Annotated in this window: 27 protein-coding genes and 1 pseudogene; 5 read left to right on the forward strand and 23 right to left on the reverse strand. The window is 45.0% G+C overall.

What is annotated here, in order from left to right; translation table 11 throughout:
• Positions 1–52: 52 nt before the first annotated feature.
• From JGUZn3_RS00145 to JGUZn3_RS00155, 3 genes are all read left to right on the forward strand, one after another.
• Positions 53–3,226 (forward strand): efflux RND transporter permease subunit, encoded by a 3,174-nt coding sequence (locus tag JGUZn3_RS00145; RefSeq protein ID WP_203413792.1) that lies wholly within the window; start codon positions 53–55, stop codon positions 3,224–3,226.
• 3 nt (positions 3,227–3,229) lie between these two features.
• Complete coding sequence (locus JGUZn3_RS00150; RefSeq protein ID WP_203413793.1) at positions 3,230–6,520, forward strand: efflux RND transporter permease subunit; 3,291 nt, start codon at positions 3,230–3,232, stop codon at positions 6,518–6,520.
• A gap of 130 nt (positions 6,521–6,650) precedes the next feature.
• Entirely contained in the window at positions 6,651–8,168 is a 1,518-nt protein-coding gene (locus JGUZn3_RS00155) for an efflux transporter outer membrane subunit (protein WP_203413794.1), read from the forward strand.
• 42 nt (positions 8,169–8,210) lie between these two features.
• On the opposite strand, the gene JGUZn3_RS00160 is transcribed toward JGUZn3_RS00155, so the two are convergent.
• The gene (locus JGUZn3_RS00160; RefSeq protein ID WP_203413795.1) at positions 8,211–8,384 is read right to left on the reverse strand and encodes a DUF1328 domain-containing protein; all 174 of its coding nucleotides are present in this window, start codon (positions 8,382–8,384) and stop codon (positions 8,211–8,213) included.
• A gap of 128 nt (positions 8,385–8,512) precedes the next feature.
• Between JGUZn3_RS00160 and JGUZn3_RS12220 the strand changes: the two are divergent.
• Both JGUZn3_RS12220 and JGUZn3_RS12770 read left to right on the forward strand, forming a co-directional pair.
• A pseudogene (locus JGUZn3_RS12220) lies at positions 8,513–8,767 on the forward strand (hypothetical protein); the annotation flags it as partial.
• Between the two features lie 173 nt (positions 8,768–8,940).
• A complete protein-coding gene (locus JGUZn3_RS12770) occupies positions 8,941–9,051 on the forward strand; it encodes a glycosyltransferase family 2 protein (RefSeq protein WP_408871781.1) in 111 nt (36 codons plus the stop codon).
• Positions 9,052–9,938: 887 nt separating this feature from the next.
• Here the strand turns inward: JGUZn3_RS12770 and rplQ are convergent.
• The 22 genes from rplQ to rpsS all read right to left on the reverse strand — a co-directional run bounded on the left by rplQ (position 9,939) and on the right by rpsS (position 21,394).
• Entirely contained in the window at positions 9,939–10,370 is a 432-nt protein-coding gene (gene rplQ, locus JGUZn3_RS00170; RefSeq protein ID WP_203413796.1) for a 50S ribosomal protein L17, read from the reverse strand.
• Between the two features lie 36 nt (positions 10,371–10,406).
• Complete coding sequence (locus JGUZn3_RS00175) at positions 10,407–11,426, reverse strand: DNA-directed RNA polymerase subunit alpha (RefSeq protein ID WP_203413797.1); 1,020 nt, start codon at positions 11,424–11,426, stop codon at positions 10,407–10,409.
• A gap of 122 nt (positions 11,427–11,548) precedes the next feature.
• On the reverse strand, positions 11,549–11,941 hold the full coding sequence (rpsK, locus tag JGUZn3_RS00180) for a 30S ribosomal protein S11 (protein WP_203413798.1): 393 nt from the start codon (positions 11,939–11,941) through the stop codon (positions 11,549–11,551).
• 77 nt (positions 11,942–12,018) lie between these two features.
• A complete protein-coding gene (gene rpsM / locus JGUZn3_RS00185; RefSeq protein ID WP_203413799.1) occupies positions 12,019–12,396 on the reverse strand; it encodes a 30S ribosomal protein S13 in 378 nt (125 codons plus the stop codon).
• Positions 12,397–12,612: 216 nt separating this feature from the next.
• Entirely contained in the window at positions 12,613–13,266 is a 654-nt protein-coding gene (locus JGUZn3_RS00190) for an adenylate kinase (protein WP_203413800.1), read from the reverse strand.
• Positions 13,263–14,636, reverse strand: a complete 1,374-nt coding sequence (gene secY / locus JGUZn3_RS00195) for a preprotein translocase subunit SecY (protein ID WP_203413801.1) — start codon at positions 14,634–14,636, stop codon at positions 13,263–13,265. Before secY ends, JGUZn3_RS00190 begins: the two co-directional genes overlap by 4 nt.
• A gap of 141 nt (positions 14,637–14,777) precedes the next feature.
• The gene (gene rplO / locus JGUZn3_RS00200; protein ID WP_203413802.1) at positions 14,778–15,254 is read right to left on the reverse strand and encodes a 50S ribosomal protein L15; all 477 of its coding nucleotides are present in this window, start codon (positions 15,252–15,254) and stop codon (positions 14,778–14,780) included.
• A complete protein-coding gene (gene rpmD, locus JGUZn3_RS00205; RefSeq protein ID WP_203413803.1) occupies positions 15,255–15,458 on the reverse strand; it encodes a 50S ribosomal protein L30 in 204 nt (67 codons plus the stop codon).
• Entirely contained in the window at positions 15,451–16,023 is a 573-nt protein-coding gene (gene rpsE / locus JGUZn3_RS00210) for a 30S ribosomal protein S5 (protein WP_203413804.1), read from the reverse strand. Before rpsE ends, rpmD begins: the two co-directional genes overlap by 8 nt.
• A 17-nt stretch (positions 16,024–16,040) precedes the next feature.
• The gene (rplR, locus tag JGUZn3_RS00215) at positions 16,041–16,403 is read right to left on the reverse strand and encodes a 50S ribosomal protein L18 (protein WP_203413805.1); all 363 of its coding nucleotides are present in this window, start codon (positions 16,401–16,403) and stop codon (positions 16,041–16,043) included.
• Positions 16,403–16,936: a 50S ribosomal protein L6 gene (rplF, locus tag JGUZn3_RS00220; protein ID WP_203413806.1), complete on the reverse strand. Its 534-nt coding sequence runs from the start codon at positions 16,934–16,936 to the stop codon at positions 16,403–16,405. Before rplF ends, rplR begins: the two co-directional genes overlap by 1 nt.
• Before the next feature lie 13 nt (positions 16,937–16,949).
• On the reverse strand, positions 16,950–17,348 hold the full coding sequence (rpsH, locus tag JGUZn3_RS00225) for a 30S ribosomal protein S8 (RefSeq protein WP_203413807.1): 399 nt from the start codon (positions 17,346–17,348) through the stop codon (positions 16,950–16,952).
• A gap of 12 nt (positions 17,349–17,360) precedes the next feature.
• Complete coding sequence (rpsN, locus tag JGUZn3_RS00230; protein ID WP_203413808.1) at positions 17,361–17,666, reverse strand: 30S ribosomal protein S14; 306 nt, start codon at positions 17,664–17,666, stop codon at positions 17,361–17,363.
• Positions 17,667–17,752: 86 nt separating this feature from the next.
• Positions 17,753–18,319, reverse strand: coding sequence for a 50S ribosomal protein L5 (rplE, locus tag JGUZn3_RS00235; RefSeq protein WP_275402845.1), 567 nt, complete (start codon positions 18,317–18,319; stop codon positions 17,753–17,755).
• 10 nt (positions 18,320–18,329) lie between these two features.
• Positions 18,330–18,650 (reverse strand): 50S ribosomal protein L24, encoded by a 321-nt coding sequence (rplX, locus tag JGUZn3_RS00240; RefSeq protein WP_203413809.1) that lies wholly within the window; start codon positions 18,648–18,650, stop codon positions 18,330–18,332.
• A complete protein-coding gene (gene rplN / locus JGUZn3_RS00245; protein WP_203413810.1) occupies positions 18,650–19,018 on the reverse strand; it encodes a 50S ribosomal protein L14 in 369 nt (122 codons plus the stop codon). Before rplN ends, rplX begins: the two co-directional genes overlap by 1 nt.
• A 14-nt stretch (positions 19,019–19,032) precedes the next feature.
• Positions 19,033–19,320 (reverse strand): 30S ribosomal protein S17, encoded by a 288-nt coding sequence (gene rpsQ / locus JGUZn3_RS00250; RefSeq protein WP_203413811.1) that lies wholly within the window; start codon positions 19,318–19,320, stop codon positions 19,033–19,035.
• A 45-nt stretch (positions 19,321–19,365) separates the two neighbouring features.
• On the reverse strand, positions 19,366–19,569 hold the full coding sequence (rpmC, locus tag JGUZn3_RS00255; RefSeq protein WP_203413812.1) for a 50S ribosomal protein L29: 204 nt from the start codon (positions 19,567–19,569) through the stop codon (positions 19,366–19,368).
• A gap of 1 nt (position 19,570) precedes the next feature.
• Positions 19,571–19,987: a 50S ribosomal protein L16 gene (gene rplP, locus JGUZn3_RS00260; protein WP_203413813.1), complete on the reverse strand. Its 417-nt coding sequence runs from the start codon at positions 19,985–19,987 to the stop codon at positions 19,571–19,573.
• Between the two features lie 42 nt (positions 19,988–20,029).
• Entirely contained in the window at positions 20,030–20,707 is a 678-nt protein-coding gene (gene rpsC, locus JGUZn3_RS00265; RefSeq protein ID WP_203413814.1) for a 30S ribosomal protein S3, read from the reverse strand.
• 1 nt (position 20,708) lies between these two features.
• Entirely contained in the window at positions 20,709–21,113 is a 405-nt protein-coding gene (gene rplV / locus JGUZn3_RS00270) for a 50S ribosomal protein L22 (protein ID WP_203413815.1), read from the reverse strand.
• Positions 21,114–21,115: 2 nt separating this feature from the next.
• The gene (gene rpsS / locus JGUZn3_RS00275) at positions 21,116–21,394 is read right to left on the reverse strand and encodes a 30S ribosomal protein S19 (RefSeq protein WP_203413816.1); all 279 of its coding nucleotides are present in this window, start codon (positions 21,392–21,394) and stop codon (positions 21,116–21,118) included.
• Positions 21,395–21,402: the final 8 nt, after the last annotated feature.

Here is a 21,402-nt window from a genome sequence, read left to right on the forward strand (position 1 = left end):
AAATCATCGGTATGATATCGTCCACCACAAGAAAAGACCGAAAGGATACAGCGTGAATCCTTCACGCATCTTTATTCAACGCCCAGTTGCAACAACCCTTCTGATGTGTGCCATCCTTATGGCTGGCTTGTTGAGCTATCGGTTCTTGCCTATTTCTGCCCTACCAGAAGTGGACTATCCTACTATTACTGTCCAAACCTTCTATCCAGGTGCTGGCCCGAATGTGACTGCGACTGCCATTACCGCCCCACTGGAAACACAGTTGGGCCAAATGCCAGGCCTTGACCAAATGATATCCCAGTCTTCTGGGGGGGCCTCTGTCATTACCCTGCGCTTTAACCTCAATCTCGCCATGGATGTTGCTGAACAGGAAGTCCAGGCGGCCATCAACCAAGCAGCTTCCCTTCTGCCCACAGATTTGCCCGCTCCCCCCATTTACGCCAAGGTGAACCCTGCTGATACCCCGGTTATCAGTTTGGGGATTACCTCAACCACCTTACCACTCACTGAGGTACAAAATTATATCGATACCCGTCTTTCTCAAAAACTAAGCCAAATATCCGGCGTAGGGCTCGTTGCCCTGGCGGGCGGTAATAAAAAGGCCATTCGGGTAAGGGTCAATATCCCTAAAATGACCTCCTTCGGGATTGACCTTGACACCTTGCGCACAACAATTGGCAATGTCAATGTTAACTCTCCAGCTGGTACATTCGATGGCCCCCACACGGCTGTTTCCTTACAGGTTGATGGGCAGATCAGATCACCAGAACAACTTTTAAACCAAATCATTGCCTACCAGAATAACGGACCTGTCCGCATTCGTGATATCGCCACTGTTTCGTATGGACCAGAAAATACCCAGCTTGCAGCCTGGCAAAACACAACTCCTGGTCTTATCCTCAATATTCAGCGCCAGCCAGGGGCCAATGTTATTGCGGTGGTTAACAATATTAAACACGCCTTACCCGTGCTTCAGGCCGCTCTTCCCCCGGGTATTACATTAACGCTGCTAACCGATAGAACAACAACCATAAAAGCCTCTGTTGAGGATGTGCAATTTGAGCTGTTTTTGGCCATAGTGCTGGTTGTTGCCATCATCTTTATTTTCCTCCATAACGTGCCGGCTACTTTTATTCCAAGCCTTTCTGTCCCCCTCTCCCTGATTGGTACCCTGGCCGTAATGTACCTTCTGGGTTTCTCCCTTGATAACCTTTCCCTCATGGCATTGACCATCTCTACCGGCTTTGTGGTGGATGATGCCATTGTGATGATTGAAAATATCAGCCGCCATATTGAAATGGGAGAAGACAGGATGACAGCAGCCATTAAGGGCTCTGAAGAAATTGGCTTTACCATTATCTCCCTGACCATATCGCTTATTGCGGTGTTGATCCCCCTTTTATTTATGGCCGATGTGGTGGGCAGACTATTTTTTGAATTTGCTATTACCCTCTCTGTGACCATTATTATTTCTGCCATTATCTCCCTTACCCTCGTACCCATGCTTTGCGCCCGTATGCTAGCCGAACAGGGTAGCCAAAAACATTCTTGGTTTGCCCGCATAGTCAGCCATGTCACAGAAAAGACAATTGCCGGCTATAGTGCTATGCTTGATAAGGTTTTAGCCCACCAGCCACTGATGCTCGTTGTTACGTTGTTGACAATCCTGCTGACATTCTACCTGGCTTACATTATTCCCAAAGGGTTCTTTCCCGTGCAGGATACCGGCATCTTGCAAGGAATCTCTTCCATGGATCAATCCATCTCTTTTGACGCCATGAAAGAAAAACAACAAGATTTGGCAAAAATCATTCTGGCTGATCCAGATGTCAAAAGCCTTTCGTCTTTCATTGGGGTGGATGGGCAGAACATGACGCTCAACCAGGGGCGTTTCGTCATTAACCTCAAGCCTCGCTCCCAGCGTACCCACAGTGCCGCAGCCATCTCCCGCCGTATTGCCAAAAAAGCACGCTCCTACGTGGGAGGTACCCTTTATTTACAACCAGTCCAAGACCTTTCTCTTGATTCCAGCATTTCTGCCACCCAATACCAGTTTGTGCTGGAAAATGCCGATTATAATGCCTTTTCCATTTGGGTACCAAAATTCCTGACGGCTTTAAGAAGCAAACCTGCCCTCTCAGATGTGACTGCTGACCTGCAGGCGAGTGGGCTAGTGGCCTTTGTTAACCTGGACCGAACCACAGGCGCACGCTTTTCCATTACTCCTCAAACCATAGATAATGCCCTTTATAACTCATTTGGCCAAAGACAGATTTCTACAATCTATACCCAATCCAACCAATACCGGATTATTCTTGAAGCTGATCCCCGCTTCCAAAAAAGCCTTTCTTCCCTTGACGCCTTGTATCTACCAGGAATTGGGGGCAGCTCAGGAGAAAGCACTTCTGGGCCTACCCGCCAACCCACCTCTGGTCTGGTACCTCTTACTGCCGTAACCTCTATTAAACAAACAACGGGTCCGTTGCTGATCACACATTTCGGGCAATTTCCAGCTACAACCATCTCCTTTAACCTGGCAGAAAACGCCTCGCTGGATGCAGCAACTCAAACTGTTGAGGAAACAAAAAAGGAAATTGGTTTGCCCGATAGTTTTATGACCAATTTCCAGGGCACAGCGGCTGCTTTTAGCAACAGCCTGCAAAACGAACTTTACTTGGTTATTGCTGCTATTGTCGCTGTTTATATCGTCTTGGGGATCCTTTATGAAAGCTTTATCCACCCATTAACTATTCTTTCCACCCTTCCCTCAGCAGCTATTGGGGCTTTACTTGCCTTGCTTATTTCTGGAGATGGGCTGGATATTATGGGGATTATTGGCATTGTTTTGCTCATTGGCATTGTAAAGAAAAACGCCATTATGATGATTGACTTTGCCCTTGAAGCGGAAAGGATGGAAAAGCTTTCCTCTATCGACTCTATCCGCAAGGCGGCTGCTTTACGATTTCGCCCCATTTTGATGACAACTCTTGCGGCCATGCTGGGCGCACTCCCCATGATGTTGGGTACAGGAACGGGCTCAGAACTCCGTAGGCCCTTGGGGCTCGCTATCGTAGGGGGGCTCATGGTCAGCCAGTTGCTGACTCTTTTTACAACACCCGTTATCTACCTTTATATGGATAAAGTCAGCCAGCTTGCCCAAAAATGGCTTGGCAAAATTATCCCCGGTATCCGAAATGCGGATGATGGAGAGAAAGAGAAGGCCTAAGGCATGTCATCGCTTATTAAGCTCTTCATCACCCGTCCAACGGCAACAATCCTGCTCACCGTCGCCATCGTGCTCAGCGGATTAATTTGCTATAACAGCCTTCCTGTGGCTGATCTCCCCAATGTGGATTTCCCTGTTATTATGATAAGGGCAACCCAGCCTGGCGGCTCGCCTGAAGAAATTGCCAGTACCATTGCAGCCCCTCTTGAGCGTCATCTCAGCCAAATTGCCGATGTAACCGAGATGACATCAGAATCCACTCAAAATAGTGTTCGCATCATCCTCCAATTTTCCTTGGAGCGCGATATTAATGGGGCTGCCAGAGATGTGGAGGCTGCCATTCAGGCTGCCAGGGCTGACCTTCCCTCCTCCCTTCGCCAAAACCCCAGCTATTTTAAGGCAAACCCTAGTGGGGCCCCTATTATGGTGCTGGCCTTAACATCGGACACACTTCCGATGCCCAAACTCTATGACTATGCCAGTAATGTGCTCGTTCAGCGGCTCTCTACGATTAAAGGAGTGGGACAAGTCGAGATTGGAGGCAGCTCCCTACCATCCGTACGCATAGAAATGAACCCGCTCCCTCTCTTCCGCAGGGGAATTGGGTTTGAGGATGTCAGGGCAGCCTTAACTTCTGCCAATGCGCATACTCCCAAGGGTTTTATTGATGATGGCTCTAAACGCTACCAGCTCGACACAAATGACCAGGCAGAACAGGCTGACGCGTATCGTGACCTTATCATTGCTTATCGGAATGGTGCTCCTGTAAAACTCTCCGATATTGCAGAGGTCAAAGACAGTGTCGAAGATCTTCGCGTTGCCGGCTTTTTCAGTAAAAAACCTTCTGTTCTGGCGATTGTTTTCCCGCAGGCTGGCGCCAACATTATTGAAACGATTAATTCCATAAAAAAACAACTGCCCTATCTGGAAGTCTCGATGCCAAATGATATGCAGCTACATCTGGCTATTGATCGTTCCTTAACTATTCGCGCTTCTGTTCAAGATACCCAGACTACGTTGATCATCTCGATCATTCTGGTGATTATTGTGGTGTTGGTTTTCCTGCGTAAGATCCGCTCTACCATTATTCCGGCAATTGTTGTGCCTTCTTCCATTATTGGCACGTTTTCTGTCATGTATCTTTTAGACTACTCCATTAACAACCTTTCCCTTATGGCGTTAACCATTTCTACCGGTTTCGTGGTGGATGACGCTATTGTGGTGTTTGAAAACATTGTACGCTACATTGAGCAAGGCTATTCTCCCCGAGAGGCTGCCCTTAAAGGCGCACATGAAGTGGCCTTTACTGTTTTTTCCATTACCGCTTCTCTCATTGCCGTTTTTGTTCCCATCTTGTTGCTAGGAGGGATAGCTGGCAGGCTGTTTCATGAGTTTGCCATTATCCTTTCAATTACCCTGATCATTTCAATGATCCTTTCCCTTACGCTGACCCCCATGATGGGAGCGATGATTCTTGAAGCCGAAATAAAGGAACCTGCTCACTCCCAAAAAAGCTGGTGGGAACGCCTATCGTCGTGGATAGAGCGCCTGCTGAATAGCATGTTCGAAGGCTATCGACATTCACTAAACTGGGCCTTAAACCATAAAAAAACTGTCATTCTCTCTCTCCCTGCTACCATTGGCTTAATGGTTTATCTTTTCATTGTCATGCCTAAGGGATTTTTCCCGGTAGAGGATACTGGACTGATGATCGGCCGCCTGATGGGAGATCAATCCACTTCCTTTCAGGAAATGAGAAAGAAGCTGCTTATAACCCAGGAGGCCATTCTACAAGATAAGGACGTGAAAAGTGTTGCTGCCTTCACAGGTGAGCGCGCCATTAATCACGGATCCCTTTTTTTACAGTTAGCTGATAAAAACAAAAGAACTGATACAACAGAAGATCTCATCGCCCGTGTTAACAATCGCCTACGCCATATGGTAGGGGCTAAATTCTACATGTTTTCTCCCGGCGCAATCCGAGCAGGTGGCAGGCAAAGCAACGCTTCCTACCAATATACCCTCCAAAGTGACAATGCAACTGACCTCTATGAATGGATGCCTCAGCTTATGGCAGCCCTACGCAGCCATCCTGAGCTTACTGATGTCTCTTCTGATATTGAGCAAGGTGCCCCTGCCCTAAGGATTGACATTAACCGAGATATGGCAGCCCGTTTCCAGATAACGCCTCAGCTCATCAGCAATACACTCTACGGATCATTCGGGCAAAGATCTGCTTCGATCATTTACAAACCCCTTAACCAATACAGAGTGATTATGGAGGTTGATCCGCGTTATACCCAAACACCCGATATCCTCTACCAAACATGGGTCAGTACAGCAGGGGGTACAGCCAAAGGAGGCACTGCCTCCAACACCATACGGGTTCCTTCGCCGACCACCAGCACGTCAGAGCAAATCAGCGATCAGGACTTCCGTAACCAAGTGACCAACAGCCTTGCAGGTGGCAAAAACGCCTCAACCGGCTCTGCTGTTTCTACACGTTCAGAAACGCTTGTCCCTCTCTCTGTTGTGGCCACCCCAACCCCAGACCTCATGCCTCTTTCCGTTAACCATCAAGGGCAAACCGTGGCAGCAACCATCTCCTTTAATCTTGCCAAGGGTGCCTCTTTAAGCGATGCGGTAAAGATTGTGGATGAAGAGCAGGTCAAAACCCATCTCCCTTCCACTATTCATGGCACTTTTGCCGGCAACGCTGCCCAATATCAGCAAGCCATTAATAATGAGCCTATTTTGATTCTTGCAGCACTGGCAGCGGTTTATATTATTTTGGGCATTCTCTACGAAAGTTATATTCATCCATTAACCATTTTATCCACTCTCCCCTCAGCTGGAGTAGGAGCCCTACTGGCCCTTCAGATTTTTGGAGAAGAGTTTTCCCTTATCGCCCTTATCGGGGTCATCCTCCTCATTGGAGTGGTGAAAAAAAATGCCATTATGTTGGTGGATTTTGCCATTCATGCTGAACGTTCCCAAAATATTCCCCCTCTCGAGGCCATTCACCAGGCGGCGCTGCTTCGTTTTCGACCCATTATGATGACAACATTTGCCGCAGCTCTTGGCGCCGTTCCTCTTGTTTTTGGAAATGGCTACGGAGCAGAACTCAGGCACCCCTTAGGGATTGCCATTATCGGCGGCCTAATCGTAAGCCAAGCCCTGACCCTTTATACCACCCCGATTGTCTATCTTTATCTTGATTCTTACAGCAAATGGCAACGCAAAACTTTTAAAAGAATTTTCTCCCGTATTTTTAGACCTCATCAGGACGCCTGACGTTATGCCCTATCCCTTTATTCCTGGTTTTTCATTGCTCACCTATTGGGGGCTCACCTATTGGGGCTCCTCACCTACTGGAACTTACCTATTGAGGGTATTCCCAAAAAAGAGGGTCAAAAAAGGAGGGATGAGAAAAACAGCCCTTACCCTTTCTCCACTCCTTTTTGGAACCTTACAGGCCGGTTGCATGATGGGCCCTGATTATGAACGGCCCAAAGCCATTATTTCAGCCTCTTACAAGGAGGCTCCACCCCCAGCAGGATGGAAATACGCTAACCCACAATTGGCAGAACTCCCAAAAGGGGAATGGTGGCGCCTTTATAACGATCCGCTTTTGAATAAGATGGAGGAAGAAATTGATATCTCTAACCAAAATCTCAAAGAAGCAGAAGCCTCCTACCGCCAAGCCCGTGCCATTATTGATGAGACAAGAGCCGGTCTATTTCCCACCCTGACCCTTACACCTCGTTTTAACCGCCAGGGCAATGGTGGAAGTGCCCGCAGTATCAGTACTGGTGGAGGAATTATTGACTACAGCACCGGCCAAGTTGCCAATACCTATTCTTTAGGGACTACAGCGAACTGGGACTTAGATGTATGGGGTAAAATCCGGCGCAATATCGAAAGCCAAACTGCAGCCGCACAGGCAAGCGCTGCTGATCTCGCTAATGCCCGGCTTTCTTATCAGGCTCAACTGGCCATCGCCTATTTTAACTTACGATATCAGGACTCTCTTAAAACTTTGCTTGAACGTAACCTAGAGTTCTTCAAACAATCCCTACGGGTAACAAAAAACCAATATGAAGCCGGCACAATAGACCCTACAGCCTATTATCAAGCCCTAACACAGCTCCACCAAACTGAAGCGCAGATTGTTCAAACTGGGATTAATCGAGCGCAATATGAACATGCCATTGCTGTTCTTATGGGTCATCCTCCCGAAGCACTCAAGATCGCCCCTGGTCGCTTGACAGATTATATCCCAGAAGCACCTGTAACCATTCCCGCAACCCTACTCCAAAGAAGACCAGACATTGCCGCAGCAGAACGACGGATGCAGCAGCAAAATGCCCAGATTGGGGTAGCCATTGCCGCCTTTTTCCCTGATATTTCTCTCAGCGCAGCCCTAAGTTATAATGGCGATCCTCTTGGTAGCCTTATACAGGTTAGTAACCGTATTTGGTCTTTAGGGGCCGCAGCCAGTCAAACGGTTTTCGATGGAGGGCAACGTTCTGCTACAGTTCGCGCTGCCGAAGCACAATATGATCAAGCCGTAGCCACTTACCGGCAAACGGTGCTCACAGCCTTACAGAATACTGAAGATCAACTCTCAAACCTTCGTATTCTAGGCCAACAAGCCAAAGTACAATACCAAACAGTTCACACCTCAGAAGAAGCAGCCCGGATCGCTTTCAACCAATATCTAGCTGGAACGCAAGATTATACCACGGTTGTTTCTGCACAGCTGACATCCCTAAACAACCAACAAACGGCCCTAGGCATTCAACAACAGCGCGTTATAGCGAGTGTTAACTTAATACAGCAGCTCGGCGGAGGATGGACAACAAAACGACTCCCTGAGGATGAGTCCTTAAATTCAGACTTACCCTTCGTCCCTAAATTTATTGATAGAAACCATAATTGATAGAAATCATAACTAAGTATCTCCTAGGCAATATAAGAATCTTCATAATATAGCCTTCCCAAACAATATGCCGGCCACTAAAAAGATCACAAATAGGATAATGGCTGTAAAAAACAAAATCCGTGCAATGCCAGAGGTTGCAACAGAAATACCGCTAAAACCAAAAAAGCCAGCAATAATTGAAATTATAAAGAAAAATAGCGCCCACTTTAACATACCTACCCCTCTCTTCCAGTTAACACAAAGCGTTGCAATACTCTCGTTATCTAACGAGAGTATTTATAAAAAGATGCAAATCGTTTTACCTTATACAAATATTATTTAAATATGAACTTTGGTTAACTATTCCCCAAAGGGAACATAGTTCTGTTCAAGAAGGGAATTTTGTCCTGCAGGGCGATCCTTTGGTAGATGGTCCCAGGGTACCGCATGATATCTTGAAAGTGCTTGGGATTGAAGCTTTGTCGGAATATCTCATTAATGACATTCAAAATATCGCAGGCTTCAGAGCGTAAAAGATTAATGATCACCATATTGAAGTCATCGTGAGACAGAGGCTGCAAAAAGTCGAAATTCAAGAGCCTGGTGATATAATATATTCAAGCGATAGGCCATTAGGAACTGGCCCCAAAACATTGGGAAAATAAATACATTTTCTGCCTATAATTTATTAAGGTTAAGCAGCAAAGCAGCACAGGGAAAATTTTCAATGAAATAACCATTCCCACTTTAAAACGTGCTGCCCTTATTATAGTAAAACCTTATTCTTATAATAAAAAATGGAGAAGATATTATAGGTGCCAACCTTAAACATTATTATAAGCTTGGGTTCAGAAGATTTTTTATTTTAGAGAACAAGAGCAAGGATAAGACACAAAAATAATTTTTGACTTTAAAAACTCTCACGAAAATACTGGTATTTTAAGGGTGTTTTTTATTTTACCGATTTTTCAAAAGTTTACAGACAGCAGCTAAAACTTTGTTATTGCCAACTTTGTAGAAAAACATTCAAGCGACGATGATGAACCTCTAGAGTGAATTTTTCCTATAAATACAGATGAACTTATCATGTGCTACAAATCCGACATTGTCTCTGCAATGACCAGCAGGATACTATGTTGACCGACGAAAAACACAAAGTTATTTGTATTTTCACTGGGCACAATTAATTTTATTTTCTACACAAGAAATATTCTCATGAATTTTACAAATATTTTTTCTTCCTCTCATCTTTATACTTGGTTTATACTTTAAAAAAATGTGAGTCTATATAAGTAAAACTGCCTACAAAACTGGTTTCAATATCCAACTGAGCTCTGACATTACGTAGAGAACTATTCCTTCTGTGAGAAAGCGGCTCACAGCATGATAAAAAACAGATTTTGTATTTTACATTTTCCTATATGTTCCAAAGAACAGTTGCGCCGTAAAATCACACAAAGTGTAAAAGAATTAAATATAGGCAATATTTCGAAAACTATTGGCAATCATTGGCATAATTACTCTAACCTCTAAAAGAGCAGCCACATCGTTTTAGAGGAAATTCTTAGAGAATAGATTCACAGCTATATTGCCAACAATTGCTTTTTCTATATCAAACCAGCCTTGGTATTTCCTGCAATAGGGTTAAGTAAGTTTTTACCCCACCCAGCTCATGAATAATATAGAATAGTAATAAAATCGGCGTTTCTAGTAAGAGACCTCTCTCCAAAATAAAAGGGTTGAAAGCCATAAAACTTTCAACCCTTTTAAACTCTATCAGAACAATGTTTAGGCCGCTATATCATTAGCATCTGCCTGCTGATTATCTATCAGAGGCCCACTATCTTGCCCTTTAGCCATTCTGTCACGGTCAACCAGCTCAATAACTGCCATTTGAGCAGCATCACCATAACGGATACCGGCTCGTAAAATACGAGCATATCCGCCTGAACGCCCTGCATATCTTTCAGAAATAACGGAAAAAAGTTTTGCAACTATTTTCTCATCCCTTAACCGTGCATAAGCCTGACGGCGAGCATGCAACCCACCTTTTTTGCCTAAAGTAATGAGCTTCTCAACAACAGGCCGTAATTCTTTAGCCTTTGGCAGGGTTGTTGTAATCTGCTCGTGTTTAATAAGAGCCACAGCCATGTTGCGGAACATAGCCTGACGATGGGAAGTAGTCACTCCGAGCTTACGACCTGATACACCATGACGCATGAAACTTATCTCCAATCAGTATTATTATTTATAGATCTAAAAAGGCTCATCCAAACGTTTAGCAAGGTCTTCAATATTCTCAGGAGGCCATGCAGGAACTGTCATGCCTAAAGACAGCCCCATAGAAGTTAAAACTTCCTTAATTTCATTTAATGATTTACGTCCAAAATTAGGCGTACGCAACATTTCCTGCTCAGTTTTCTGTACCAAATCACCTATATAGACAATATTATCATTTTTCAGGCAATTAGCACTTCTAACCGACAGCTCAAGTTCATCAACTTTTCTTAACAGATTGCGGTTAAATGGCAGATCATCATGTTGCTCTTCAGCTTGGGCAGGCTTGGGTTCATCAAAATTAATAAAGAGCTGGAACTGATCTTGCAGAATGCGGGCTGCCAGAGCCACTGCATCTTCCGGAGTAACCGCCCCGTTTGTCTCTACAGTCAATAGAAGCTTATCGTAGTCGGTGACCTGGCCTACACGGGTTGGTTCAACCTTATAGGAGACTCGTTTAACGGGGGAATAGATAGCATCTACTGGAATAAGACCAATAGGAGCATCCTCGGGCCTGTTCGCAACCGCTGGCATATAGCCCTTACCCATGTTCACCGTCAATTCCATACCCAAGGCTGCGCCTTCATCTAAGGTGCAAATAACCAAATCTGGGTTCATAATTTCGATATCATGACCTGTCTGGATCTGAGAAGCCTTAACTTCCCCCGGGCCTACCGCTGTTAGCATCATTCTTTTGGGCCCCTCACCATGCATCCGCATGGCAAGTTGTTTGATGTTCAATACAATATCTGTCACATCTTCACGAACACCAACAACTGAAGAAAACTCATGCAAAACGCCATCAATCTGTATTGCTGTTACAGCTGCCCCCTGCAATGAGGAGAGAAGGATACGACGCAACGCATTGCCCAACGTCATGCCAAAGCCACGTTCTAAAGGTTCTGCAACGACTGTTGCAATTCGAGATGGCTCGGCACCAGCTTCAACATCCAATTTTTCCGGCTTAATCAGGGATTGCCAGTTTTTCTGGAGCACCAAGGTATGTGCCTTTCAAAACAGAAGCCGCTAAAGCGGCAATTAAGTTTCTTTTATCAAACAGATCGCTTAATGAAAGAAACACCCAAGGCTGAGAAGTTTTTTAAAACTTTAACAGCCCAACCCTATACACGACGACGCTTGCGTGGGCGGCATCCATTATGAGGTACAGGTGTCGTATCTCTAATGGAAGTAATAGTAAAGCCAACAGCTTGAAGAGCACGCAATGCACTTTCACGCCCGGAACCTGGGCCAGAAACTTCAATTTCTAGTGTTTCCATGCCATGTTCTCGAGCTTTTTTCCCTGCATCCTCTGCGGCAACCTGAGCAGCATAAGGAGTAGATTTTCTAGACCCTTTAAAACCCTGCGCACCCGCAGAAGACCAAGCAATTGCATTACCTTGTGCATCTGAGATTGTTATCATTGTGTTATTAAAAGTTGAAAGTACATGAGCAACGCCGGAAATAATATTCTTGCGCTCTCTTTTACGTATACGTGATGCAGCGGCTTTCGCCATGTTCGCTTTCCTGCCCTTATCTCTAAAGATCCCGTAACTAGAATAGGATCTTAATCAAAACAACCACCCCGCTGAAATTAACGGGTTACCTTCTTCTTACCTGCAATGGCTACAGCCTTACCTTTACGGGTACGAGCATTGGTATGCGTACGTTGGCCACGAACAGGCAACCCTCTACGATGCCGCAAACCACGATAGCATCCAAGATCCACCAACCTTTTTATGTTCATGGAAACTTCACGACGCAAATCACCCTCAACTTGATATTCGCTATCAATCAGCTCTCTGATTTTTAATATCTCATCATCAGACAGCTGATTAACCCGGCGATCATCAGGTATTGAAAGTTGCTTACATATACTATGCGCTTTTGATGGGCCAATACCATAAATGTACCTTAACCCGATCTCAACCCGTTTATTGGTTGGTATGTTTACTCCGGCGATACGTGCCACGCCAATCTCTCCCTGTTTGCCATACTGGCAATAACAAACTTCACTTTAACTAAAAATACCCCTTAATGGAAAAACTGCCACCACTCAAGCCTTATTCATAAAGCTTCGGCATTAAAGCGGCAGATATTAAAGGTTACTCTTAAAAGCACTCACTGTTCAAAGGCCGAACTATACTGTGTTACCCTTTAGAGTCAAGATTTTTGACTCTTTTTATAGCTATTGTATCTTTTTTACAAGCCTATCAATCTCTTCACTGACCTGCTTGATATCTTGACTCCCATCCACAGCCGATAATTTTCCGATCTTTCGGTAATAGTCGATAACTGGAGCTGTTTGCTGTCGATAAGTTTCCAAGCGAATCTCAACAGTACGCCGATTATCATCGTCTCGGCGAAGAAACTCATGCGCACCACAAACATCACAAGTTCCCTCAACCTTAACGGGTTTAAAATAATCATTATAACCCGCACCACATTGCGCACAAGTATATCGCCCAGAAATACGTTTGATAAGGAGCTCATCATCCACTTCAAGAAGTAAGGCCATATCAATTCTCAGCCCTAACTCTTCAAGCATAATATCCATAGCTTGCGCTTGAGACAGATTTCTAGGAAAACCGTCCAAAATAAAACCATTATCGCAATCTTCTTCGCGAACACGTTTAGAAAGCATCTTTATGATCACGTCATCGGGAACCAAGCCACCATTATCCATAATTGTCTTAGCTTGTTTGCCAATTTCAGATCCCTGCTTTACTTCTGAACGCAACATATCACCTGTTGAAATCTGAGCGATATGAAATTGTTGTTCTAGACGCTTAGCCTGCGTTCCTTTTCCTGCACCTGGAGGGCCAAAAAAAACTAGATTCATTTTAATTTAACTCTGCTATTTTGCCCCGATCTTCCAAAACGATTCTTCTTCATCAAGCCCTGATACTGATAAGCCATCAACTGTGACTGGATTTGCGTTACGGTATCAATCGTTACTGAGACAATAATAATAAGGCTAGTGCCACCAAAGTAGAAAGGGATATTGTAATGACTAATTAAAATTTGGGGTAACAGACATACTGCCACCAAATAAAGGGCCCCTATAGTTGTTAATCGTGTTAAAATCACATCAAAATAAGTTGCTGTGTTCTTACCTGGCCTAATACCAGGGATAAATCCGCCCTGTCTTCGCAAATTATCTGCAGTCTCTTCTGGGTTAAATGTTACAGCAGCATAAAAATACGAAAAGAATATAATCATCACTGCATAAAAGAGCATGTAGAGAGGTCGCCCCTGCCCAAGCTCGCGCCCAAGCGTTGAAAGCCAGCCTGGCATATGGCTATTATTCGTCATAAAACCAGAGAGTGTAACCGGAATTAACAAAACAGATGATGCAAAAATGGGCGGAATGACACCAGCTGTGTTAACTTTTAAGGGCATATGCGTTGAATCGCCCCCATAAATTTTCTGGCCAATCTGCCTTTTAGGGTATTGGATTACAACACGTCTTTGCGCTTGTTCCATAAACACAATAAAACCAATAGTTACAGCCGCCAAGACAAGAAACACCAAAACAAAAAAGGGTGAAAAAGCGCCTGTATAACCAAGTTGAAAAAAACTTACCAATGCTTGAGGAAGATTCGCAACAATCCCTGCAAAAATAATGAGCGAAATGCCATTTCCAATCCCACGAGAAGTAATCTGCTCACCCAGCCACATCAAAAACATGGTGCCGCCGACCAATGTCACCACACAAGACACAATAAAAAGCATCCCTGGCGAGATAACAGCACTAACACCAGTACTGCTTTTTATTGTTTCCAAGCCGACAGCAATCCCATATGCCTGAAAAAGGGCAATAAACACCGTCAAATAGCGCGTATACTGGTTAAGTTTTTTACGCCCCTGTTCTCCTTCCTTTTTGAGAGCTTCTAGAGAAGGGAGGGCAGCCGACATCAATTGAATAATGATAGAGGCGCTAATATAAGGCATGATATTGAGGGCAAAGACGGTCATTCTTCCCAGGGCCCCTCCCGAGAACATATCAAACATGCCCAGAATGCCACCCTGATGCTGCGTTAGCAGCTGCCCCATAATAGCAGCATCAACGCCAGGAACAGGAATATAAGTCCCTAAACGATAAACTATTAACGCACCCAGAGTAAACCAAATCCGCTTCTTGAGCTCTGTCGCCTTAGCAAGAGTGCTCCAGTTAAGATTGGCCGCCAGCTGTTCTACCGCAGAGGCCATACAAACCTACCTTCTTTAAGACGTAAAAAGCGTCACTGCATAGCTGCAAGACGCTCTTACGGGATCTATTAAGAAACATAACAACCACCTCATCATCTTACTCATAACAGCAGACAACAGAGGTTTTATCACGTTCTATATTTAGGCCGAACGACCTGCATATAAAAGCTTTATGCTTCCACCAACCTTCTCAATCGCTTCTTTCGCAGCCTGGGAAGCAGAAGAAACTTCAAAATTTAAAACCGTCGATAACTCACCATCCGCTAATAAACGAATGCCAAAATATTTACCCGAACCCACTAAACCTGACTGACGTAGAACCTCTTCTGTCACAAGAGAGGATGGGTCAATCTTTCCTTTTTCTACAGCCTTCGCTATAGCATGTAAATTAACGGGAGCAAATTCTTTACGAAAGATGTTCTTAAAACCCCTTTTGGGCAAACGCCTATAGATAGGAAGCTGACCGCCTTCAAAACCATTCAGCGATACACCTTCCCGAGCTTTCTGCCCCTTAACACCCTTACCCGAAGTTTTGCCTTTCCCAGAACCAATCCCTCGGCCTAGCCTTTTTTTTCGGTATCTCGACCCAACATTGTCACGTAATTCATTTAAGTTCATCTATCCCTCCACCTTAACCAGATGGGCTACCTTACGGATCATTCCACGCACTTCTGCTGTATCTTGCAATACACGCGTTTTCCCGATTTTATTAAGACCTAACCCAACAAGAGTGGCCTGTTGTGCCTTCAGTCTCCCTTGCCCAGAAGCAATCTGCGTTACTGTAACAGTTCCCTCAGATGAAGTTTCCACTGCCTTAGCCATTGACACCTTCTCCTGTTACGTGTTCGCGCTTACCCAAGATATCAACAACTTTCTTTCCCCTGCGTGAAGCTACAGAACGTGGACTTGCACTTTTCTGAAGCGCATTAAACGTTGCCTTCACCATGTTATGGGGATTTCTAGTTCCTACGGATTTAGCAACAACATCGTTAATCCCAAGGCTTTCAAACACTGCACGCATTGGGCCACCGGCAATAATTCCTGTTCCAGCATCTGCCGAACGCAACACAACCTTTCCAGCCCCAAAACGACCAGAAACATCATGATGTAAGGTCCGGCCCTCTTTCATAGGCACCCGAACAAGCGTTTTTCTTGCACGCTCAGTCGCCTTACGTATCGCTTCCGGCACTTCTCTAGCCTTACCTGAGCCATACCCAACACGACCCTTTTGATCGCCAACCACAACTAACGCAGCAAAAGCAAACCGACGTCCACCCTTTACCACTTTTGCGACACGGTTAATTGCAACCAGTTTATCGGTTAAATCATCACCCTCACGGTCACGCTCACGTGTATTTCGTGTATTTTCTTTTGGTTCACGAGCCATTTTCGCGCATCCCCTTCCTAAAAGGCCAAGCCGCCCTCACGGGCCGCCTCTGCCAACGCTTTAACACGCCCATGATACAAATAAGACCCGCGGTCAAACACAACCATAGACAAACCAGCTGCCAAAGACCTCTGGGCAATCAGCTTTCCAACTGCGCTTGCTGCCTTAACATCTGTACCTTTTGTTAACTCACCCCGCAAACCCTTATCAAGGCTTGAGGCAGCTGCCAAAGTTTTTCCAGAACTGTCATCAATAACCTGAGCGTAGATATTCTTCCCAGACCTATAAACCGACAAACGTGGACGATTACCACTCTTGCGACGAATCTGAAAACGTAACCGTTTGCGGCGACGCTCTCTCAAATCCTGTTGTGTAGACATTATTTCTTCTTACCTTCCTTGCGGCGAATAGTCTCAGTTTCATAACGCACCCCTTTCCCTTTATAAGGCTCAGGCGGTCTAAAACTACGAATATCTAGGGCAACTTGGCCTACACGCTGTTTGTCAATTCCTTCAACAGTAACAGCTGTTGGTCGAGGCATAGAAATTTTAACATCTGCTGGAATAGGGTAGATAACATCATGGGAAAAACCTAAATTTAAAACAAGATTTTTCCCTTGGATAGCAGCTCTATAACCTGTACCTGTTATTTCCAGTGTCTTGGAAAATCCTTCAGAGACCCCTTTAACAGTATTAGCAATAAGGGCCCTCGTTGTTCCCCACATCATTCTGGCAAATGCAGAATCGTCTGCTGGATTAACAACAACCTTACCGTCAGAAACCTCGGTTTTTACATGGTCATTCAATGTAAGGTTTGCCTTACCTAACTTGCCCTGAGCAACAAGGACATTCTCCGAAATTGTAACCTGTACTCCCTGAGGGATTTCTACAGGATATTTACCCACACGTGACATATCCGCATCCCCCTCAGAATACTCGACAAAGCACTTCGCCACCAACATGAGCAGCTCGTGCCTCAATATCAGACAAAACACCCCGTGGCGTGGAGAGAATGGAAACCCCCAAACCACCATAAACTTTCTGCAGCTCTTTAATCTTGGAATAAACCCTACGCCCTGGTTTAGAAACGCGTTGGAGTTCCTTAATCGCAGGCTCTCCTTCATTATACTTCAACTCAATACGAAGCTGAGAAATCCCTGCTCTTATTTCCTCGACAGTATAGCCACGAATATAACCTTCACGACGAAGGGCCTCAAGAACATTTGCACGCAATTTTGAAGAAGGCGCAACACACACAGTATGCCGAGCACGCTGTGCATTTCGGATACGAGTAATCATATCCCCCAATGGATCGGAAAGTGCCATGATATAATACCCTTACCAGCTTGACTTTACCATGCCTGGAATTTGGCCAGATGATGCCAAATCCCTAAGCGCTACACGACACAAACCAAATTTTCGGTAGTTGCCACGAGACCGTCCTGTTAAAGAGCATCTCAGACGAACTCTCACTCGCGCACCATTTCTTGGCAGTTTTGCAAGCTTTAAAGACGCCTCAAAGCGATCTTCCACGGGAAGGCTACGATCCATAACTATATTTTTTAGAGACAAGCGTTTCTCCTTGTCTCTATTAGACATACGCAACCGTTTTGCGTTTCTTTTAACGGCTGATGTTTTAGCCATATTTCTTATTACCTCCGGAACCTATTCAGACCCTCTGATGGTTTTCCAATGATTTGAATTGTATGTGCCATCAATATCGACAAAAATCAAGCAGCAAACGGAAGATCAAAAGCTTTAAGCAGAGCTTTAGCTTCTTCATTCGTTTTGGCTGTTGTCACAAAAACGATATCCATGCCACGTATCTGATCTACTTTATCGTAATTAATCTCGGGAAAAACAATTTGCTCTTTAAGACCCATTGCAAAATTGCCACAGCCATCAAAGCCTTTATTGGCTGGCAGTCCACGAAAATCTCTCACCCTTGGTAAAGCAATGGTCACCAAACGATCCAAAAACTCATACATTCTGGTCCGGCGAAGGGTAACCTTGCATCCTATAGGAAGACCTTCTCTGATCTTAAATCCTGCAATAGCCTTTTTAGCTAAAGTTTTAACAGGCTTCTGGCCTGCAATCAGCATCATTTCTTCATAGGCGGAGTCCAGCTTCTTCTGATCCCCGGCAGCTTCCCCTACACCCATATTAAGAACAATCTTTTTAAGGGTAGGAACCTGCATAACATTCCCGTAGCCGAACTGCTCAGTAAGCTGTTTTCGTATCTCGCTATTATAGCGCCCTAATAAACGGGGCATAGGAGCTTCACCTGTTTGTACCATTCTATATCTCCTATGATTCAATAACTTCGCCGGTGGCTTTGGCAACTCGAACCTTTTTACCACCTTCCAAAACACGAAAACCCACTTTGGTCGGTTTCCCACTTTTTGGATCGACCAGCATCAGATTTGATAAATCCACAGGTTGCTCTTTTGGAAGAATACCCCCTGGCTGCCCTGCATTACCGGGTTTTGTATGACGTTTGGCTACAGCAACGCCTCGAACAACAGCACGATTTTCTTTTGGAAACACGCGCAAAACCTCACCCTGAACACCCTTAGATGAACCCGTTATGACCTGAACAGTATCACCTTTTTTTATGCGAGCAGCCATTACAGAACCTCCGGCGCCAATGAAATGATCTTCATGAACTTGCGAGCACGCAATTCCCTTACCACAGGACCGAAAATACGCGTTCCAATAGGTTCCATTTGCTTATTAATAAGCACGGCTGCATTCCGATCAAACCTGATCGCACTTCCATCAGACCGACGGACGGGATAGGCTGTTCTTACAATAACCGCCCGGTGCACATCGCCCTTCTTGACCTTGCCACGAGGAATTGCATCTTTAACAGATACAACAATTATGTCGCCGACCGAGGCGGTCTTTCTCTTTGAACCACCCAGTACTTTTATGCACTGCACCTCGCGTGCACCAGAGTTATCGGCCACGGCAAGATTGGTCTCGGGATGTATCATCGCTTAATCCCCTCTCAGGCTTGTTGTCTAGAACGGATGGGGCGCACATCATTACCAGAAACAGATTCCCCATTACGAGTGATAACTGCCCATGCTTTACGTTTAGAATATGGCATGCATTCAACAATGCGTACAGTATCCCCAATTTTACAAATATTTAGCTCATCATGCGCAGCGTATTTTTTCGAACGCCTAATGAATTTCTTATATAATGGATGAATAACACGCCGATCGACCAAAACGGTAACAGTTTTGTCCATCTTATCGCTCGTTACTCTTCCTGTTAGGATGCGCTTCGGCATCTCTCATTCTCCCCCTCAGGATTATAAATCACACTGTTAGACGGTTTAACCTCTAGCAGGTTCGTTTACTATTGTTTTAATACGGGCAATATCTCTTCGCACCTGCCGAACACGATCAGTCCCTTCAGACTGTCCAGTGGCCTTTTGAAAACGTAAGTTAAACTGTTCTTTCTTAAGATCCAATAATAAAGTAGAAAGTTCATCCTTACTCTTTGCACGCAGATCAGATGCCTTCAATGCCTTAGCCATATCATGATTCTCCGATACGCATTACAAATTTTGTTTTAATTGGCAATTTTGCAGCGCCCAACGCTAATGCTTGACGAGCAATATCTGTTGGAACCCCTTCAATTTCAAAAAGAATTCTACCAGGCTTAACACGTGCTACCCAATATTCCGGTGACCCTTTTCCTGATCCCATACGAACCTCAGCGGGTTTGGTTGAAACAGGAACATCAGGAAATATACGAATCCACACACGCCCGGCACGTTTCATGGCGCGAGTAATAGCCCTTCTTGAGGCCTCAATCTGGCGGGCTGTGATCCGTTCAGGCTCCAGTGCCTTAAGGCCAAAAGCCCCAAAGTTCAGCTCCGTGCCCCCCTTGGCAAGGCCATGGATCCGCCCCTTATGAGCCTTGCGAAATTTCGTTCTCTTCGGCGAAAGCATTCTTCTTCTCCCCCATACACCTTACAAGATTAACCAATACCCCTATCGTTGGGGGGCTTGCTCTGTCGCACGACGATCCTGGGCCAAAGGATCATGCGCCATAATCTCACCCTTGAAAATCCAAACCTTCACACCACACGTTCCATACGTTGTATGCGCTGTTGCAGTGCCATAATCAATATCCGCCCGTAAAGTATGCAAGGGAACACGCCCTTCACGATACCATTCAATCCGCGCAATCTCAGCACCACCAAGACGACCACTGCAATTTATACGAATACCCTGAGCACCCAAACGCATAGCAGATTGAACAGCCCGTTTCATTGCTCTTCTAAAAGCCACACGCCTTTCAAGCTGCTGAGCAATACTTTCGGCAACAAGAGTGGCGTCGATTTCAGGTTTACGAATTTCTACAATATTAAGAGCAACATCAGCTTTAGCCATCTGACCAAGCTCTTTACGCAGAGAGTCAATATCCTGACCCTTTTTCCCAATAACCACACCAGGCCGAGCCGCATAAATGGTTACTCTTGGCTTTTTAGCAGGACGTTCAATAACAACACGAGAAACACCAGCACTTGCCAGCTTCTTTCTTAAATGATCCCTTAACTTGAAATCATCATGAAGCAATTGTGCATAATCAGCATCAGCATACCAACGACTATCCCACGTACGATTAATGCCGAGACGAAGCCCGACAGGATTAACTTTATGACCCATATCAGGCTGCCTTCTTCTCAGATTGTGACTCAGTCATTTTTCGCTCCGCTACAACGATCGTGAGATGGCTGAAAAATTTCTCAATTTTTGCTGACCGTCCTCGACCACGTGCATGAAAACGTCGCATAACAATAGATTTTCCCACGTCCACACGTGCAACCACCAATTGGTCAATATCGAGCTGATGGTTGTTTTCTGCATTAGCAATTGCACTTTGCAAGGTTTTTTTGACCTGCTGGGCAATACGTCGTTTTGAGAACGTCAACAAAGCCAAAGCCTCATGAGCAGGCTTATTTCTAATTAAACCTGCAACCAGATTGAGCTTACGAGGGCTTGTTCTCATATTACGTGTTAAAGCCTGGGCTTGATCATCACCGAGAACACGAGATCTTTTTGATTTACTCATCACTAACCCCGCTTAGCTTTTTTATCTGATGCATGGCCAGTAAAAGTACGTGTAGGTGAGAATTCACCAAACTTGTGCCCAACCATATTTTCCGTCACTTGAACTGGTAAAAATTTGTGGCCATTATAGACACCAAAAACCAGCCCTACAAACTGCGGTAAAATAGTTGATCGACGTGACCAAATTTTAATCACTTCATTACGCCCTGAAGCCCTTGAAGCTTCAGCTTTTTTGAGAAGATACCCGTCTACAAACGGGCCCTTCCAGACAGAACGTGCCATCTTACCTG

The sequence above is a fragment of the Entomobacter blattae genome, assembly GCF_014672835.1.
GTDB lineage: Bacteria > Pseudomonadota > Alphaproteobacteria > Acetobacterales > Acetobacteraceae > Entomobacter > Entomobacter blattae.

Bases quoted from the DNA above. Each gene is read 5' to 3' on its own strand.
- rplF (WP_203413806.1), bottom strand. From the start codon at position 16,936: ATGTCACGTGTGGGTAAATATCCTGTAGAAATCCCTCAGGGAGTACAG.
- rplP (WP_203413813.1), bottom strand. From the start codon at position 19,987: ATGCTTTCGCCGAAGAGAACGAAATTTCGCAAGGCTCATAAGGGGCGG.
- rpsK (WP_203413798.1), bottom strand. From the start codon at position 11,941: ATGGCGAAAGCCGCTGCATCACGTATACGTAAAAGAGAGCGCAAGAAT.
- rplX (WP_203413809.1), bottom strand. From the start codon at position 18,650: ATGGCTGCTCGCATAAAAAAAGGTGATACTGTTCAGGTCATAACGGGT.
- JGUZn3_RS00155 (WP_203413794.1), top strand. From the start codon at position 6,651: ATGAGAAAAACAGCCCTTACCCTTTCTCCACTCCTTTTTGGAACCTTA.
- rpsQ (WP_203413811.1), bottom strand. From the start codon at position 19,320: ATGCCGAAGCGCATCCTAACAGGAAGAGTAACGAGCGATAAGATGGAC.
- rplR (WP_203413805.1), bottom strand. From the start codon at position 16,403: ATGTCTACACAACAGGATTTGAGAGAGCGTCGCCGCAAACGGTTACGT.
- rplN (WP_203413810.1), bottom strand. From the start codon at position 19,018: ATGATACATCCCGAGACCAATCTTGCCGTGGCCGATAACTCTGGTGCA.
- rpmD (WP_203413803.1), bottom strand. From the start codon at position 15,458: ATGGCTAAGGCAGTGGAAACTTCATCTGAGGGAACTGTTACAGTAACG.
- rpsH (WP_203413807.1), bottom strand. From the start codon at position 17,348: ATGGCACTTTCCGATCCATTGGGGGATATGATTACTCGTATCCGAAAT.
- JGUZn3_RS00160 (WP_203413795.1), bottom strand. From the start codon at position 8,384: ATGTTAAAGTGGGCGCTATTTTTCTTTATAATTTCAATTATTGCTGGC.
- rpsS (WP_203413816.1), bottom strand. From the start codon at position 21,394: ATGGCACGTTCTGTCTGGAAGGGCCCGTTTGTAGACGGGTATCTTCTC.
- rplO (WP_203413802.1), bottom strand. From the start codon at position 15,254: ATGAACTTAAATGAATTACGTGACAATGTTGGGTCGAGATACCGAAAA.
- rplV (WP_203413815.1), bottom strand. From the start codon at position 21,113: ATGAGTAAATCAAAAAGATCTCGTGTTCTCGGTGATGATCAAGCCCAG.
- rpsN (WP_203413808.1), bottom strand. From the start codon at position 17,666: ATGGCTAAAACATCAGCCGTTAAAAGAAACGCAAAACGGTTGCGTATG.
- rpsE (WP_203413804.1), bottom strand. From the start codon at position 16,023: ATGGCTCGTGAACCAAAAGAAAATACACGAAATACACGTGAGCGTGAC.
- rpsC (WP_203413814.1), bottom strand. From the start codon at position 20,707: ATGGGTCATAAAGTTAATCCTGTCGGGCTTCGTCTCGGCATTAATCGT.
- rpmC (WP_203413812.1), bottom strand. From the start codon at position 19,569: ATGGCTAAGGCATTGAAGGCATCTGATCTGCGTGCAAAGAGTAAGGAT.
- JGUZn3_RS00150 (WP_203413793.1), top strand. From the start codon at position 3,230: ATGTCATCGCTTATTAAGCTCTTCATCACCCGTCCAACGGCAACAATC.
- rplE (WP_275402845.1), bottom strand. From the start codon at position 18,319: ATGGTACAAACAGGTGAAGCTCCTATGCCCCGTTTATTAGGGCGCTAT.
- JGUZn3_RS00190 (WP_203413800.1), bottom strand. From the start codon at position 13,266: ATGAATCTAGTTTTTTTTGGCCCTCCAGGTGCAGGAAAAGGAACGCAG.
- rplQ (WP_203413796.1), bottom strand. From the start codon at position 10,370: ATGCGTCATGGTGTATCAGGTCGTAAGCTCGGAGTGACTACTTCCCAT.
- secY (WP_203413801.1), bottom strand. From the start codon at position 14,636: ATGGCCTCTGCGGTAGAACAGCTGGCGGCCAATCTTAACTGGAGCACT.